The following is a 16079-nucleotide window of genomic DNA, read 5'->3' as shown; positions in this document are numbered from 1 at the left end:
CATCCCGCCAGGAGGAAAGTGCCAACAGCACCAACAAGAACGGCGGTGATACCGAATAGTTTCATTAATGAACAGCTATTGTACCAGTTTTTGGTAAGGTTATCTTAAACATCAAAGTGTGCCACCGTGCGCGGCGATCAGGTCGAGGGCCGGCGTGCAGACCCATCGACGCTCGTGAAAACGCTGGCCATAACTGATTGGCTTTACGTTGTGGTAGAGGTGCATCGTTTCATCCTCCACAAAGCGGAGGCGTTTTCGCAGCGACGCCACGGCATTGGGATCGGCGCCGTGGTCCAGGATGAGCTGCGCCCATGTGCCATCGCGGTGGATGCCGGCCAGATACGCCTGCGAAACAACACAGTTGAAGAGCGGTGTATGACCGCCGAAGCCATCGGAATCGACGGCAGCCGGCGCGTTAGCATCCGCGCCGTGGTCCAGCAGCCAATTGGCGATCTCCAGTTCGTCATAATCCACGCACAGGTGGAGCAGGGTGCCACCCGCCAATTCGGTGCCGCAGAGCGCCAGCGACACATCCTCATGGCATCCAACTTCCGGCGGGTAGATCTCTTCATGTGTGAAGGTGCGTGTGAGCATGGCCGGATCTCTCGCCAGGTGCCGTTCCAACAAATCGAGCCGTCCGCGATGCAGAGCCATCGGCGCCGAATCGGGCAGTTCGGCGCCATGGGCTGCGGCAAGCTCCAGGCATCGGTGTTTGCCTTCCGGATTGCGGCAGTACGTTTCCAGAATCAATGCTACTGGGGCGGCCCTGTCACCGGCGGCATCGCTGAAATCGGCGCCAAGCTCGAGCAGCAGCTCCAGGCCGGAACCGGATTGAGTCTCACATGGGCCCATGATGACGCCGGGCTGGATCCGGGCGCCCATGTCGACCAGCATTCGGGCGGTATCCAATTTACCCTGCAGGCATGCTCGCTCAAATGCCGACTGGACGTCCTCGGCGCCCAGTTCGCGCAGCATGCGGATGATAGAGTCCTGTCCGATGTTGGCGGCGTACGACATCGGAGGGCCCCAGTTGCCCTTGACGCCACGGGCATCTTCGGTGATCAGTTCGGGATATTGGAGCACTAACGTACGCACAGTCTCGGCGTCTCCGCGCCAGATGGCATCGGTCAGGCGACAGGCTGTAACCAGCCGCTGCCAACTGGGCAAGCCGTAACTGCGCGCCAGCGCCAGCTGTGCGTCAACCATCTGCGCGCTCTGCGCAGCAACCGGATCAGGATGAAACTGGCGGAACTCGGCAGCGGCCGCAGCATCGCCGTTGTGCAGCGCGCTGAGCAGTTCACCGGCCTGACCCGTCAGGAGTTCGAGGTCGGGCCGTACCGGAAAATGGCGCAGAGCCATCGGAGTTCTCCCGTGAAGGATGGCCGGCCCGGGCGCACCGGGCAACACAGAAATCGACGGCCGATCTGCCGGATACAAATCGACAGAATGGCTATGGCATCAACCCGCGCGTATCACAGGCGGTGAGGTCATGATTAGAAGTGGTACTTGTCGATGTTGGAGGCGTCGAACACCAGTGGCGGCCCGGTTACCACGACGTTCTTTGCGCCAAACTGACGGTTTCCCAGTGTACCGGCGGGAAATGAAACGCCTGCGCCGGGCTTGATGGCGCCCTTGACCATCCCGTGGATGAGATATGCCGCGAGATAGCCTTCATCAAACGGGCTCCAGAGGGCGAACTTCTTGACGGTGCCGTCCTTGACAAATCGTCGCATCTGGTTCGGTGTGCCCAACCCGGTTACCTGGACGCGTCCGGCGGCGTTGGCTACCTCCACGGCCTGTGCGGCGGCAGCGATACCCACCGACGTAGGCGCATCGATGCATTTCAGGTTGGGAAACTGGGTGAGCAGCCCCTGCGCCTCGGTAAGGCTCTTTTGCGGATCGTCGTTGCCGTACGCAATCTGCACCAGGTGCAGCCCGGCATATTTAGGCGTCTTCAGCGCGGCTTTCATCGAAGCAATCCAGGTGTTTTGGTCCGGTGCGTCCGTGGTGGCGCTCAGTATGGCAAAGTCGCCCTTTCCGCCGATCAACCCGCTCACCAGGTCCAGCTGGCTGGTTCCCGTGATGCCGAAATCCATCGGGAGCACACAGGCCTCACGGCCGTCCTCGCTGCCCGGCATGTCGCCATTTACGGCAACCACCACGATGCCTTGCGCCATCGCCTGTTTCAGCGCCGGCTTGATTGCGTCGGGTGAGTTGGGTGATATGGCGATTGCCGAAACCCCACGCTGGACCTGGTCCTGGATAAACGGAATCTGCGAAGCGGCATCGGCGGTGGCCGGCGCGACCGTGGTGAAAGTGTCGTGCAGTTCGCCACAGCCCTTCTTGAACCCCTGCACAATGCTGTCGAAGTAAGGATTGCCCGTGTTCTTGGGAATGTAGACCACGGTTACCGGCCCGGTCGCGGCCTTGTGTCCGCCGGCGATCGCCTGTGGCGATCGCTTGGAACAACCCGCCGCCAATGCAGCGGGAAGCAGAGCGGCGATGACGAAGAGACGAACTCGGTATGGCGGCAGCATTGCAATATCCCCCGGCCCCCAATTGTTTGATCACCAGTTAACCGCCAAAGCGGCAAGCCGGTCAAGTGTCCGCGCTGCCTGATCTATGATCCCGACCGAAGGCCTGGAGAGGTTTCCCGCCTTTCCGGAGGAATCGTGCGCCAACCTATGGGCAGTCACGCGTCTCCGTCACCGGCGCGGAGCCCGCGCACTGTGTGGAGGTGGTGGTGTCGGCCAGCGAGCGGTCGGTCTGCTCGCCATTTGCGTTGTACGAATAGCGGTTCGAGGATCCGCCGCTGGTCACCGTAAGCTCATCGTCGTTATCCATCGTGAAGCTGTTAGAGGCGCTTCCCACCGTTTCGCCGGTGCGGTTTCCTCCCGGATCCAGGGTATCCGAAATCGCGTACCGGTTTGAGCCGGTCCGCGTTTCCGAAGTGAGGCGGCTGCCTCAGCCGGCTTACCGCGTCGGCTACGCTCCGCCGCGAATCGCCTGGCGCGTGATTGGCCCTAAGCGGCGCCCTACGCGGCTACGCGCGAGGCGGCGCCCTAGCAGCCGTCGATCCCTGTCACTATAGCGTGCCACGCAGTCCAAAGTCCGCAGCGCGTCCGAGGCCCACTGCGATTGCGACCGCACACGCGGTGACGTCCGCTGAAGGATACTGGCGAGCGTACGAAGTTGACGCGCCGAAAGGGTATCAATCACCTCAGCTCCGGAGAGGTCCAGCAGCCGCACTATGGGCCCACTCTCCGACCACATGCGGTACGGCTGCCCGATGGTGCGTGCCCGATCCAGGAGTGGCCCTACGCTGTCGGGTCGGCGGGTGGCGGCTTGTTCGAGGGCCACCGCGTCGTAGGCGACAGCCGCTTGCACGCGCATCACCGCCAATAATGAGAGGCCCACGAACAGGAGAAGCGGCATGCCTAAGGCAGCCGGAGTGAGCAACGCAACCAGCATGGCAGCTCCGCTCCCAATAGCCACGACAGCTATAGCGCGGACCTCGATCCGAGCCATGTGCCGCCACGCGTCATCCAGGCGCCGCTGCTCATCACAAGCCGTCGCGGGCACGGAAGGGACAAGATCCCTCGCCTCACGCCAGCGTGCGAGCCGCCGGCGTTGGCACTCTGCACATGCTATGTCCGACACGCGGCCGAGAAGTGCGCCCACTGCTACAATTGGTACCACGGCGACACCCGGAAACGCGGGCAGGAGGAGAGAGCACTGGAGGGCGAGCGCCAGGCCGATCGACGCGCCGACCGACGCCGTTACTCGCGGCGAAAAGCCGTGCGGCCACGGTAGCGCTACACTCACAATAATACCTAGGACGATGACCACGAACGACGCCGCTGCAGCCCCGAGAGCGCCACCGTGCATCGTCAGTGGTATTCCCCACAGCAAGCCAAAGAACAGCGGCACCAGCAAAGCGAGCGCCGCGTGCGTCAATGCTGAGGGCCGCGGTACCTGGCTGGGTACCGCCGTCGTCTGCCATTCTGGCCGAGCGAGCCGCGACAACAGGCTCATTCGGCGCCTGGGCGGGCGATGCCGCCAGGCTCCGGCGGACCCTGCGTTGGCGGCTTTGGCGGAGCCATCCACCGATCGATGCGGCCGATCCATCCCTTGATGCTCCTCTTGGCCGGTCCGAGGTTCTCGTCGCCTTCGGACACATCGCCCCAGACACCGAGACCGACCCCGCCGATTATGGCGTCAACGCCTACCGCTGGCACCCATACAGCGGAAATGACCGAAATGAGTTCGTTTCCGGCGACGCCGCAACAATACCTGCAAATCCGCTCCAATAGCCAGCTTGCCACCAACAGCGCGCGCTGACAATCTGAAAACCGCTCTGCCCCCGGTCACCTTCAGCAGGCAAACCGTGAGAACCCGCCCTAAATCGTCCAGCCGGGCGACTCTTCTACGTTCTCGGTTTGTGTTTGGGAGCTGTGGCACGCAGCGGCGGCTGCCGCAGACAACCCGCAGCCACCCCACGGAGATTCTGCCACGGCGCCTGGCGACCGCGCGTCGTGTTCGGAATAACATCGGCGAGACGTGGATCTTGTACAGCGGCAGGTACCGGCGGTGAAAGCCCCATGGCAGGGGTCGGCCCGCACCGGAGGAAACGTCAGCCTATGGAGTGGGGCCACTTGCACCGCACATAAGTGCCGAATGCGCGCCCGCCAGCGTCGGCGCAGGGATTGCGCGCCGTGCGACGGTCGGAATCGTACGTGAGGCGTCAGGCGATCAACGCCCCCTCAATGCGCCGCCGGCACGACCACGCAGCAGATTCGCCAGCCCTACCGATAGCAGCAGCAGAACGCCCATCACGATCAGTTGCTCCTGCGCGGTGATATTGGCGACGCCCATCGCATCACGCACGATTCCGAGCAGAAAGAGTGCGGTAACTGTGCCGAAGATGGTGCCGCGTCCACCGAAGATGTCTGCGCCTCCCAGAACGACCGCAGTGATGACGTTCAATTCCAAACCGAGGCCCAGGTCGAACCGGGCGACGCCGAGCCGCGACGTCATTATGAGCCCGGCGATAGCCGCCATCAGGCCGGAGAGCGTGAACAGCACAACCGTGTTTCGGCCCACGGCCACGCCGGAGTAGCGACTGGCTGTGTGGCCGGCGCCCTGGGCATACAGTGTGCGACCAAACGCCGTGCGGTGGAGCAGCACCGCCGCGCCCACAGCCAGGCACAGGAACAGGACCAGCGGCAGCGGCAGCGGTCCTACATACCGGTAGTCGATCCCGGCAAACCAATCGGGAAAACGGGCAATGCTGTGATCGCCGAGCAGTATCTGGGCCACGCCGCGGTAGAGCGCCAGAGTGCCCAGTGTCACGGTGAGCGACGGAAGTCGCAGCTTTACAATCATCAAGCCGTTCAGCAGCCCGAGCAGGCCTCCCAACAGCAGGCCGCAGAGCAGCGCCACTGGCAGAGGAACGCCCGCCGCCGTATTGAGCAGAGCCGTGGCACAGGCTGACAGGCTGAGCGTGCTCGCTACCGAGAGATCGATTTTGCCGGCGACGATAATGAGAGTCATCGCCAACGCCATAATCCCGGTCTCCATGTAGGCGGAGGTTGCCTGCAAAAGGTACCGGGCGTTGAGGAAATGGCGTGAGAGGTGCGACCCGGCGACAAAGGCGCCGATCAAAAGGAGGCAGCAGACGATCTCGGGAAGGTATCGCTCGACCGACCCGGGCGCCGGCGCCGCTTTGGTTTGCGCTGCAGCTTGCGGCATAGGGCGCGCTAGTAGACGTCGGCGGGGCTCACTTCGCCGCGCCGCGCCCGGATCAATGCGTCGGACCCGATCCCAAGCAGGATCATCGCGCCATAAGCGGCCAGCTGCCACCGGCCGGAGAGCCCGGTGACTGCCAGAGCGTTGTTCATCACGGCGAGCAGCAGACAGCCAAGCAGGGCGCCGCTGATGCTGCCGACCCCGCCGAATACGTCGATGCCACCGATGACGCATGCGGCAATCACGGCAAGTTCGAAGCCCACGCCGGTTTCACCGGGATTCACGAAGCCGAACCGCGACGCATAGAGTACTGCCGCCAGGCCGGCGAGCGCGCCGCTTGCGACGAACGCGAGAAACTTGCAGAGGTTGACGTTGATGCCCGCCAGGCGCGCGGCATCCGGGTTGCCCCCGACGGCATAGAGAGAGCGCCCACTACGCATCCTCGCCAGAAACAGCCCGGTGGCCGTTGCAACGGCGGCAGCCACCCAGACAATAACGGGCGCCCCGGCCGCAGATCCGCGCGAGAGGTTCAGCAGCCGCTGCGGCACGTCCGACGGATCGATTTCACGGCCGTGGGCAACCATGAACGCCAGCCCGCGATAGATGCTGAGCGTTCCGAGTGTGGCGATGATGGGAGGTATTGCCGTCACGGTTACAAGTGCGCCGTTGACGGCTCCAAGCAGTGCGCCGAGGCCCACGCCAAGCGCCATCGCCGTGCCGACGCTGAGCTGTGGATGCGATTTGAGCGTAAGTCCCACGGCCATACCGCACAGGCCAAGCGCGCTGCCAACCGAAAGGTCGATCTGACGCGTCAGCAGAACCAGGCTCATGCCCATCGCCGCGGTGACGATAATCGGCAGATCGAGCAGGATGTTTCGCAGGTTTTCGCTTTGAAAGAACGCGGGCTGAACGGCGCGGGCCGTGGCGGCGATGGCGAGGATAAAGAAGAGGATGCCCGCTTCGCGGAGCCGTGGCAGGCGGTGCGACGACGGGCGCGCACTCATCCGCCGGCGCGCACGATATGATCCATTCGGATCACCTCGAAATCGCGGCCGTGCACCCGCGTCAGCGTATGCAAGACCTCATCGCTCCAGCGCGGATCCGGCGCACCGCTTAAAAACCAGTTGCCACCGTTATCGGCCAGGAACATACCGTATTCCTTCAGGGCCTTCAGAATGATGCGCGGCTTGGAGGAAAAGCTGCTGGTATCAAAATCGGCGCGCAGGCGAACGCGCATACCCATCGGCGGCAGCGACGGATTGGACGATTTGCTAGCAAAGTGCCGCGCCGGATAGACGTAGGCGCGTTGGGTGTGTTGGCAGGTGAACCGCAGCGCATGGCGGATCGCCTTGTCGCGCTCCAACTCATCGTAGCGTACCAGGCCCGGGAATATGGGCAGGCCGGCAGCATCCGCCGAAGTCCAACCGGCTGGACGGAGCTTGTTGGAATCGAGGTGATAAATGGCTCCGGAATCGGCGGACCACCCGTCCGAAGTTTTGCGAGCATTGTACAGTTCGTACAGGATGTGGCTATCCACATCAATTACCAGCACGTGTCGATCACCGTCGCTGTTTGGGCCGCCCTCGATTGGGGCATTGTCGGGAATCGGATAGGGACCGGGGTCGCTCTCGTCGTTATACGTGAAGGTTACGGGCACCTTGGGCTGCGATGAATGAACATAGATATAGGGTATGCCCAGCGGCGCGCCGTCCCAAACGGTCCCAAAGTCGGGGTGGAGCGGTGTATCCGCGCCAATTGTAGAGATGTAGAGCGCCGAAAGCGGATCCACCGGGGCGTCGGTAACGGGCGTGTTCCACGCGTTGTCCGGAGGGAAAACCTGCAGCGCAGATCCCTCAGGGTCGTGGTGCACAACAGGATCGCCGGATTGGCCGAATCGCGACTGCCAGTAGATGCCGGTGGCAAGCGCTCCGGCGCCATAGAGGCCCGAGGCGAGAAACCGGCGTCGATCGATCATATTGCCATCTCCGTGCATGCGCGCACGTGGCGCACACGCCATCATGATACCATGCAGTACGTGCAGCGCTTTCGGTTCGGTGTGCACCGGAAGTTGCGACGCGCCTTACCTATCAAAAGCCGAAGTCGTCGAAGGATGGTCCCAAAGACTGGCCGCTGGGTCCGCGGTCGAAGCTGTGGAAAAACGGCAGCGCCTTAATCTTGAGAATGAAGTAGATGGAGCGCTGCACGCCGAAGCCGTACGTCGATTCGGTGTAACTGAAGCTGGCCTGCATACAGTCCCAATCGCGGGTCAGCTGGATATTGCGGCTTTCGAATTTGCGGATCTGTCCGTTAAAGCGCAGCAGGCCCGCGATGCGCCAGTTGCGCCAGAACGGAATGGTGAACTGGCTGTCGAGCTCCGGAAAGTGGCTCAGCAGTCCGGCATGCTGCGTCGGGTCGTACTGCGCGTACAGATCGATTGCTGTGTTGTGCCGGCCCCGAATCTTGAGGCTGTTTGTAATGCCAAAGAGCCTGCCGCGATTGGGGTCGAAGGTGGCCAGGGCATCGTAGCGCAGTGAGTTGTTGGGGCGAAGCATCACGTGCGCAGAGAGCAGCTGCCACGGGTTGCTTTGCGAGGTCCCCAGGAAGTCGTAACCGGTCCGGAGCGTCAGTTGAACGTGCTGGTCATCGATGTACCCCGCGTCCAGTGCAAGGTCGTGCGTGCGCGTGTAGGTATCGAAAAGGAACGGCGTTCCACCCTCCGGCTGCTGGTAGTTGTAACTGAGATCGAAACCGGATCGGCCCCACAGCCTCTGGCGCAGGTGGGCATCCTGCTGAACCTGGTACTGCGCCGCGCCGTCGCTGTAGATCCGCTGTTCAAACCCGCCGCCGTAGGTCACCTGTGTGGCGCCTTTTACCAGCTGCATGTCATCCACGGTGAAGCCCATCGCCAGCCGGTCGTTCACGGTGTTGTTTGCCGGCTCGGAGTACTGCCCCATGCCGAACTCCAGATGAGCCGGTATACGGTGAAGCCACCCACGTTTGAAGTTGTACGTGTCGGCGCTCACCATCAGCTCCGGCAGCTTCTCCAGCGTGCCAAACCCCAGTCCACGGGAGCCGCTGAGGTTGGTGGTGTCGTTTGCAGACAGCGTCAGCTGGTAGTCTGGAGCCGTGTGCTGGAACTCCAGGCTCGAATCGAGCGTCGCGCTGTTCTGTGCCGCAACGCCGCTGCCCGATGTGAGGTACCGGCTGAGATCGAACTCATAGTTCAGGCTGTTGTGTGTCGTGCCCGACGAGCCGAAATCGAACGATTGGCGATAATCCGCCGTGAGCTGGCTGGACGATAGTCCCCCGGTGTCGGCATTGGAGAGGTTGATCCCCAGGTCACCCTGCACGCCATGAGCGGCGTCCTGGTGGCTGAAATCGAAGCGACTGCGTTGGCTGCTGTCGCTGGTGACGCCGCCGGCAATTCCTGATCCAAAGCTGTTGGCGCCGTAGCTGTTCCGATCGAGCTCGGAGGAGAAGAGGATGTGGTTGCCGGAACCGATGGACTGTTGGTGCTGGTAGGTTGCCGAGAAGTTACGGCTGAATCCGTCGGCAAAATAACCCTGCAGGGCGAGGAAGCCACCGTTTTCGGGGCCGGCCCCGGAACCCAGAACTCCGAACCGGCCGCCGAATGTGTTGAAGCCATAAGCCGCGTTGTAGGCGCCGGCGCTCTGCGCGCCGCTGCTGTACTGTGAGGTGTCGAAGGCGCTGCGCTGCTTGCCGGCCAGATAGTCCTGCTCAATGCGGTAGCCTTCGCCCCGCTTCTGCGTAACGTCGAACCGGGTAAAAGTGGCGGCGCCATTGCCCTCGGCAAACGTGTACGGAAACCGCGCGAAGTAGCCCTCCTGGAGATTCTCGCCCACCTCCGGAAGATAGTTGGTGCGCAGCCGGCGTGCGCGGTTGTTGAGCGGAATCACGATTTCGGGCAGGACCAGAAGGTGCGCGCCAAACAGCACTACTCCAACGTGCCTCAGGATGATGCGCTGGTGCGGAAGGACCTCCGCTGAGCCTACCAGCAGTTCGTAGTGCGGCTTGGAGAGGATGCAGGTGGTTGCCGCAAAGCCGCTCGCCAGCGCATAGCCGCTGGTATTTGCCTCAAATGCACCGCCATTTACGAACAGCGGAGACGTGATGCGGTTCTGCAGAAAGCTCGGCTGAAACGTTGCTCGCGGCTGGTCGACGCGGAATGCCTGCTCGCGCGGATAGATATGCACCGCCGTTGCATACGAGGTGACGCCATCGGTCACCAGCTTGGCCGAACCGCTGAGGATGATCTCGTGATCATTCCCCTGCACACGGTCTGCAGTTACAACGGTATCGCCATAGCTGATCTTGACATGGCCGTGGGCCATGAAGAATCCGGAGGCAACGTCGCCTTCGTCCAGCGCGTCGGCATAGATATCGATGCCGGCCGGAGGGGGAGGCGCCGCGGCGGGAGAGGGTCCACGCAGCGATGGTATTTCGCCCGGCGTTGTCCCCGGGCTAGACGGCGGCCGTTGTTCCGGCGCAGGGGCAACCGGCTGGCCGGCCTGGCCAGCAGCCGGCAAGCCGGCAGCGATGGCCGCAAGGGCTGCAAGCGCCACAAGGTTGGTACGCGCAACAGATCGCAATAACGGTCTCTCGGCAACAGACGCGGCGGATGGGGGGCGTCCGGACCGCTTGATCCCATCATTGTTGCATACGGCTCGTCCGAGCTTACGAGGAGACGGTCCACGTTTGCGTAAACGTCGCCCTGTCGCCGGGTTCCAGCTGCCACGGTACGGATACCAGTTCCAGGTTCACTCGACCTTGTGCCGTGTCACGATCATACACGGCTTCGGCCACCTGCTTCAGATCGAACTGGATTGCCACCACGGAGTCACCCAGATTCACGCTCCACGCGCCGTCCGGAATCGTGCTGGGCGTATTCGGTAAGGTTATCGTATCTCGGGGCTTGCCGTTTCCCACGGTGCGAGGCAACTTTAAGGAGGCGCCATTTGCCTCCTTGTAATCCACCTCCCACACCGCCCCGGGAGCCGCGGCAAACTGCGGCCGGGTTCTAAGCGTTACGGTCTGCGGGCTTTCGGACCGGTTTTCAACGGTCGTCGTAAGCACCAGCGACGTGGCCGACAGCCGAAGCGAGCGTTGAACGTGCAGCGCCCCAACCACGGCATGCGCCGAGAGATGATCACTGCCGGCGGATGCCACCACAAACGCGGCGTTCCAACCCGGTCCGTGGTAGCCGGCACTCAGTGACTCCTCATAGCCGCCGGACGCCGGGTAGCCATCATCTCCGAGCCGCGCCGGCTGAAGCAGATTTCGCGTAAACCGTTTGTCGATGAGGCTGAGCAGCCGGCAGCCCAGTGCCGGCACCACATCCACACGCAGTCGGGCGTCCTGAAGTGTGTTTAGGGGATAGCTTACGCGCCGGCCGGCGAGCCAGTTGAAGAAGTGCGATACCTCCTGGCCCTCCCGGATCTGTGTGATGCCGTACCGGTGAATCTTCTGCGTTACGGCCGATTCAAGCGATTGATAGTCCGGACCGATCTCTGGGGCGTACTCTTCGCCCGTGACGGCATAGGCAGGCTGCTTCTGTACCAACCGCGTATACTGAATGCCGAGCCGAGCGCGCTCTACCGCCTCGCGATGCTCGCCTGGACGCGCGGCGGCAGCCGCGCCGACAAGGTCCGCGTCGCCGGCGAGGAGCGTAGCCGGGGCAAGGTAGGCTGCGCCAGACCCATCATAGATGTGGGCATCCACGCCATGCTCCACCGAAGGCTGATGCAGCCGGGTCAACCATCGCTGCACACCCTTGGCGCCGGCGCCGTAAACTCCACGAAGGTATTCGCGAATAATCGGGCCGGGAGCGCGGGTTGGGTCCCACATCAGCCTGGCCATCAGGTAACTGTTCAGCTCCTGATCGAAGCCGCCTCCGCCCCGCGCATAATCGCCCTCATAGAAGACGCCTACCACCCCATGCTTCTTCATCAACGGCAGATCGGCGCCGATTTCGTTGAGGTTTGGCAAAGGCTGCAGATAGGCCGCGAAGTTGGTGCTGTAGTGCCACATGTAGAGCTGCCCGGTGATGGCGCTCCAGGCCTGCAGGTTGGCATAGACGTGGGAGTTGGCGGGGCAGCCGTCGAACGCATGGGCTACGCACGCTCCGATCGGCGCCAGACGGATGCGCACGTTGGGCAGCGGGCGAGTGATGCGAGGCGGGTCTTCAGACCACTGGTATGCCAGCGTATCGATCAGTACGTGCGGGTACTCCTTGCCGATTGCGGCAGCCACCGCATTCACAAAGCGCAGCAGCGACCCCGATGGCGCGCCTTCCGCATCGTCGATGGCTTTGCAGAGCGGGCATTGGCAGAAGTAGTAGGTATCGTTCTGTGAGACCGAGAAGATGGTTGCCTGCGGGTTTTTGCGGATCCAGTCTTTCACCGTGTCGATGGTGATGCGCAGCACGTCGGGGTTGGTCAGACAGAGCTGGGCATATCCATTCATCCGCTTACCGTTGACCATGCTGAAGTACTCGGGATGGCTGGCGAAGTACTTTTCCGGTGGAATGATCACGCTGAACGTATGGACGAAGTACGGCCCGTACTCCACGCGGCCTCCAACGGAGGCATCCAGCGGATAGTGGCTGCCGTTGAGGCGGTTGCGAACCGTCCACTCCTTCACAAAGCACTCTGCGGCATAAGGCTCACGATACTCAAACGCCGGCTTCTGCCGAACGTCGCCGACCGGCACGCCGATGGAGCTGCGCCGGGGAATCAACGAGGCAGTCTGCGTGAACCAACGGCAGCCCAGCATCTCATCCAGCAGGTAGAAGCAGCCATACAGCACGCCGCGGTCTCCGCCGCCCCGGATGACGACTGCTCCGCCGCGGTCATTTCCGGTGGCGTGAATCGCGAACTCCTCGGAGCCCAGTGAGGAGTCGGATTGCAGCTGAATGGCTGCAGCGTAACCGGCTGTAGCCCCAGGTGTCCGGATGGGTATCTTGGCCCCCGACATCGCGGCCAGAAAGTGCTGAAGCTGGGCAGCCCCGTAACGCACAGGCGCCGGGGCGTCATCCGGAATCAGGATGACGCTGCGCGCCGCCCCGTCTTTCACGAGCGTCACTTCCGCATCCTGACCGGCTTCGTGTCGCGCAGCGCCCGCTGAACCAGCGGTACCGGCAGCAGTGGCTAACAGCCCGGCAACCAGATCTCGTCGGCTTATCAAGATCGCACCATCCTTGTCACCCCGTCGCTTCCAGACGGCAATTCCGACGGCGCGGTTCGGATTCCTGCCGGGACAGCAGGTTGGCGCACAGCCGCGCGCCGCCGCTCCGCTTGCTAGCCACGTCTGCGTGAACCTACTTGCCGCATTGGTCCCATCTGGTTAGCGCCTACCCCAGTGCGGGGCGCTTGCTGAAATGCGACCAATGGGACATATGAGACGTATGCGGCACCGGAACCGATGCGTGGCGCACAGCCGGAACCATCCCGCTGAGATTCATCCGCGGCGCGGGTGCGCTACTCCGCTTGCCGGCAACGTGTGTGCGAACCTATATGTCCTATCTGGTGGGCGCGCACCCCAATCAAACGTGATAGCAGCGCGGGACCCTTGCTGAAATGCGACCAATGGGACATATGAGACATATGCGGCAGCCGGAATCTGCGCCTGGCGCACGGCCAAGTGCCACTGCTCCGCTTACTGACCACGTGTGCGCGAACCTATATGTCCTATATGTCGCGTTGGTCCCATGTCGTGAGCGCGTACCCCAGCGCGGGACGCCTGCTGAAATGCGATAAACAAGACTAATGCGGCAGCCGGAATCTGCATCCTGGCACAAGGTGCGGTCGCTGTCGTGCCCGCCTGGGTCGTGCGACCGGCCCTTGTTTGGGTGGGGCGTGTTGCTTTGCGTTCAGCGGCGTAACCCTCCCCACCAGCACATCCCCTTTGCCCGCGGCGCTCGCCACCAGCCCTTCCTCCTCAACGAACCGGCCCTGGAAGCGCCACTGCGTTACGCCCGAGCCGCTGGTGTACATTAGCACACCAAACGCGTCGTAGAGGTTGTTGCTGAGCACGTTAGCGGAGCCATCTGTGATTACGCCGGCCGGGCCGCATTATGCTATGGCAAACTGTGGAACTCAGCGACGCGCGTCGCCGACGCTGGCGGTCGCCACTGGAGCGCGGACTGGGCCGGTCCATTTGAGAGCAGGTTCACCGCGGTCACATCTTCCGTGCCGCGGCCCGCAGGCCGGGCACCGCGCGCCGGCCACGTGGCGGCAAGCCCGAGCAATCGGCCGGTCCCGGGGCTGAGATGGAGAGCCATAACGACTGGCACTCGACCGCGGCCGCGGGCAAACATGCCACGCCCGCCCGGGATTCCGCCAACCAGCAAGGCACCGGGTCCGAATACTGCGCCGATTTCCGCCTCGTCGTCGGCACCGACGACGAAGCCGCCTACGACCTCCCCGCCGTCGCCGATCGCGAGCCGTAGGCTCCCACGGGCTGAGCGCCTGCAGGCTTGTCTGCGGAGACCACGACCATTACCATTGGTGGCATCCGGAAGCCCAGGGTAGTGCGGGAACTGAGTGCGCTCACGCTCGCACGTATGCCGGCCGGTATGCTGATCGACCACGCGGCCGAAGCCGGGGAGGCAGGGGCGTTCTCCGGCATCAGCCCGATCTTAGCCGGGCCCTCCACCGATTGGCCGGGAGAGTTCGGCCGGTGTTCGCGAGCAAGCGTCTTCGTTGCAGCGGCATTTGTGGGCCGCTCTATCGTCAGGTTCATCCCGGTTGCGGCGCCGTGGATGGAGAGGAGGCGGTTCGTCCTGATGTCGAATACAGCGCCGCCGTTTGAGCGCATCAACTCATGTGCAGGGGTCGGTCCCAGCTGCAATACCGGCCGCATCGACCACGCGAGCGAGCCGAGCGCCCCAACCGCAACCCCGGCCAAAACGAATGCTGTGTCTCGCCGATTCATAGTGGTTCTCCTCGCCGCTCGCATTGTGACACGACCGCGTACATCAGTCGGGGCCTCCGGGCGCCCCGCCATCAGGATCCTCCATGTCGGGGCCGCCCGCAAGATCCTCGCCACATTGGCAATCCATGAGACCGTCTGGGTTGACCATGCACGCCGTCACGCCGCGTGAGCCGCACATGAGCCAACATCGAAAGCTTTCCAAGAACCCACATCCGCGCGGGCCCGGCGGCGGCAGGCACAGCGTGTGTGCGCCGCATAGCGCCCTCGCCTTGTCGCACGGCACGCCGATTGCCGTCAGGCACAGGAAGCAGGCGCCCGGACTCATATGGCCGCAATCCGGTATCCGGCCGGGCAACGCGGACGAAAGAGCGACTCCCCTCCCCACCAGCATATCCCCACCACCCCCTGCGCTTGCGACCAAGCCCACCTCCTCAACGAACCGGCCCTGGAAGCGCCACTGCGTGGCGGCCGAGCCGCTCGCATACATCAATACGCCAAACGCGTCGTACAGGTTGTTGCTGAGTACGTTGGCGGAACCGTCGGTGATGACGCCGGCTGTTCCGCCGGCGTCGAAGAGGTGCCATTCCGAGTTGCGCCGGTAGATCGATGAGCCGCAGCCCATCCCGCGGAGATAGAGCGCGCTGGTTGACCATGACTGGCCCGTTAGGTCGCTGGTCTGCTCCACCAGGTCTCCCGCGCTGCAGGCGACACGACCGCTCACGTTAGCAGAATGCCCGCCGCGACTGTGGCCCACACCGGGCTAAGATCCACGGCACGGGTGGGCTCTCCGCAGGGCGTCATCACCGACACCACGCACGGCACGGCCGCCCGGACCGCATCCGTAAACTCGCGGATGCGTGTGACAAGTGCACCCGGCGTGTGTCCCGTAAGCGGACCGCGCACAAGCATACCGCTCAGTGCGGCGCCCATCTCACGCAGTGCGGCCTCGTCTCGAAAAACCATGCTCGCGCTGAGGCGGCCGATATCGGCTGTCAAATCGAACCGGTCCGGCCAGCCCAGAGAGCCAAGTTGTGCCGAGTCGGATAGCTCCTCCTCGCGCGCGCTGGGAAACAGCCGCATTGCAATATCGCGCGCTGCTGCGAGCACGCTGGAGGGCATCCGCTCCTCCGGCGGTATCTCGCACGGAAACTGGACCGCCAGGGTCGGCAGCCGATCGGGAAGCCAGTCCAGCCGATGCACGCTGTCGGGCCGAAGACCGCTATATCGCGTAGCCAGATCTGAGGTGCGCTGAATCGCAAGCTCCGTGGACGCTGCCAACCAAGAAGCTGGAAGCTGAGCCGCCGTCCAGTCGCGCCTAAGGAATCCGTCGTCAATCGGTTCAAACGACGCGAAAACGTCACTCTGTTGTTTCATTCGCT

At 63.2% G+C, this 16079-nt stretch carries 14 protein-coding genes; 1 reads left to right on the top strand and 13 read right to left on the bottom strand.

Translation table 11 applies throughout. The features are described from left to right. Positions 1–111: 111 nt before the first annotated feature. The 10 genes from KGJ62_08225 to KGJ62_08180 all read right to left on the bottom strand — a co-directional run bounded on the left by KGJ62_08225 (position 112) and on the right by KGJ62_08180 (position 12951). Entirely contained in the window at positions 112–1359 is a 1248-nt protein-coding gene (locus KGJ62_08225; GenBank protein ID MDE2126561.1) for an ankyrin repeat domain-containing protein, read from the bottom strand. Positions 1360–1493: 134 nt separating this feature from the next. Then, the gene (locus KGJ62_08220; protein ID MDE2126560.1) at positions 1494–2537 is read right to left on the bottom strand and encodes a substrate-binding domain-containing protein; all 1044 of its coding nucleotides are present in this window, start codon (positions 2535–2537) and stop codon (positions 1494–1496) included. A 145-nt stretch (positions 2538–2682) separates the two neighbouring features. After that, positions 2683–2871, bottom strand: a complete 189-nt coding sequence (locus KGJ62_08215) for a hypothetical protein (GenBank protein MDE2126559.1) — start codon at positions 2869–2871, stop codon at positions 2683–2685. A 114-nt stretch (positions 2872–2985) separates the two neighbouring features. Then, positions 2986–4035: a hypothetical protein gene (locus KGJ62_08210; GenBank protein MDE2126558.1), complete on the bottom strand. Its 1050-nt coding sequence runs from the start codon at positions 4033–4035 to the stop codon at positions 2986–2988. After that, positions 4032–4238 (bottom strand): hypothetical protein, encoded by a 207-nt coding sequence (locus KGJ62_08205; protein MDE2126557.1) that lies wholly within the window; start codon positions 4236–4238, stop codon positions 4032–4034. Before KGJ62_08205 ends, KGJ62_08210 begins: the two co-directional genes overlap by 4 nt. A gap of 514 nt (positions 4239–4752) precedes the next feature. Continuing rightward, on the bottom strand, positions 4753–5751 hold the full coding sequence (locus KGJ62_08200) for an ABC transporter permease (GenBank protein ID MDE2126556.1): 999 nt from the start codon (positions 5749–5751) through the stop codon (positions 4753–4755). Between the two features lie 8 nt (positions 5752–5759). Further along, positions 5760–6752, bottom strand: a complete 993-nt coding sequence (locus KGJ62_08195; protein MDE2126555.1) for an ABC transporter permease — start codon at positions 6750–6752, stop codon at positions 5760–5762. Then, positions 6749–7723, bottom strand: a complete 975-nt coding sequence (locus KGJ62_08190; GenBank protein ID MDE2126554.1) for a hypothetical protein — start codon at positions 7721–7723, stop codon at positions 6749–6751. Before KGJ62_08190 ends, KGJ62_08195 begins: the two co-directional genes overlap by 4 nt. Positions 7724–7835: 112 nt before the next feature. After that, complete coding sequence (locus tag KGJ62_08185; GenBank protein ID MDE2126553.1) at positions 7836–10358, bottom strand: hypothetical protein; 2523 nt, start codon at positions 10356–10358, stop codon at positions 7836–7838. A gap of 85 nt (positions 10359–10443) precedes the next feature. Further along, positions 10444–12951 carry a DUF4838 domain-containing protein gene (locus tag KGJ62_08180; GenBank protein MDE2126552.1) on the bottom strand — a complete coding sequence of 836 codons (2508 nt, stop codon included), beginning with the start codon at positions 12949–12951 and terminating at the stop codon, positions 10444–10446. A gap of 1084 nt (positions 12952–14035) precedes the next feature. Here KGJ62_08180 and KGJ62_08175 point away from each other — a divergent pair. Continuing rightward, positions 14036–14215: a hypothetical protein gene (locus KGJ62_08175; protein MDE2126551.1), complete on the top strand. Its 180-nt coding sequence runs from the start codon at positions 14036–14038 to the stop codon at positions 14213–14215. On the opposite strand, the gene KGJ62_08170 is transcribed toward KGJ62_08175, so the two are convergent. From KGJ62_08170 to KGJ62_08160, 3 genes are read right to left on the bottom strand one after another with little or no spacing between them, the layout of a single operon-like run. Further along, positions 14179–14700, bottom strand: coding sequence for a hypothetical protein (locus KGJ62_08170; protein ID MDE2126550.1), 522 nt, complete (start codon positions 14698–14700; stop codon positions 14179–14181). The genes KGJ62_08175 and KGJ62_08170 overlap by 37 nt on opposite strands. Positions 14701–14743: 43 nt before the next feature. Beyond that, entirely contained in the window at positions 14744–15421 is a 678-nt protein-coding gene (locus KGJ62_08165; GenBank protein MDE2126549.1) for a hypothetical protein, read from the bottom strand. Further along, positions 15418–16074: a hypothetical protein gene (locus KGJ62_08160; protein ID MDE2126548.1), complete on the bottom strand. Its 657-nt coding sequence runs from the start codon at positions 16072–16074 to the stop codon at positions 15418–15420. Before KGJ62_08160 ends, KGJ62_08165 begins: the two co-directional genes overlap by 4 nt. Positions 16075–16079 lie beyond the last annotated feature (5 nt).

This window comes from Armatimonadota bacterium (assembly GCA_028871815.1).
Classification (GTDB): domain Bacteria; phylum Armatimonadota; class Chthonomonadetes; order Chthonomonadales; family Chthonomonadaceae; genus REEB205.
This window is presented reverse-complemented; position numbering and strand designations above follow the sequence as displayed.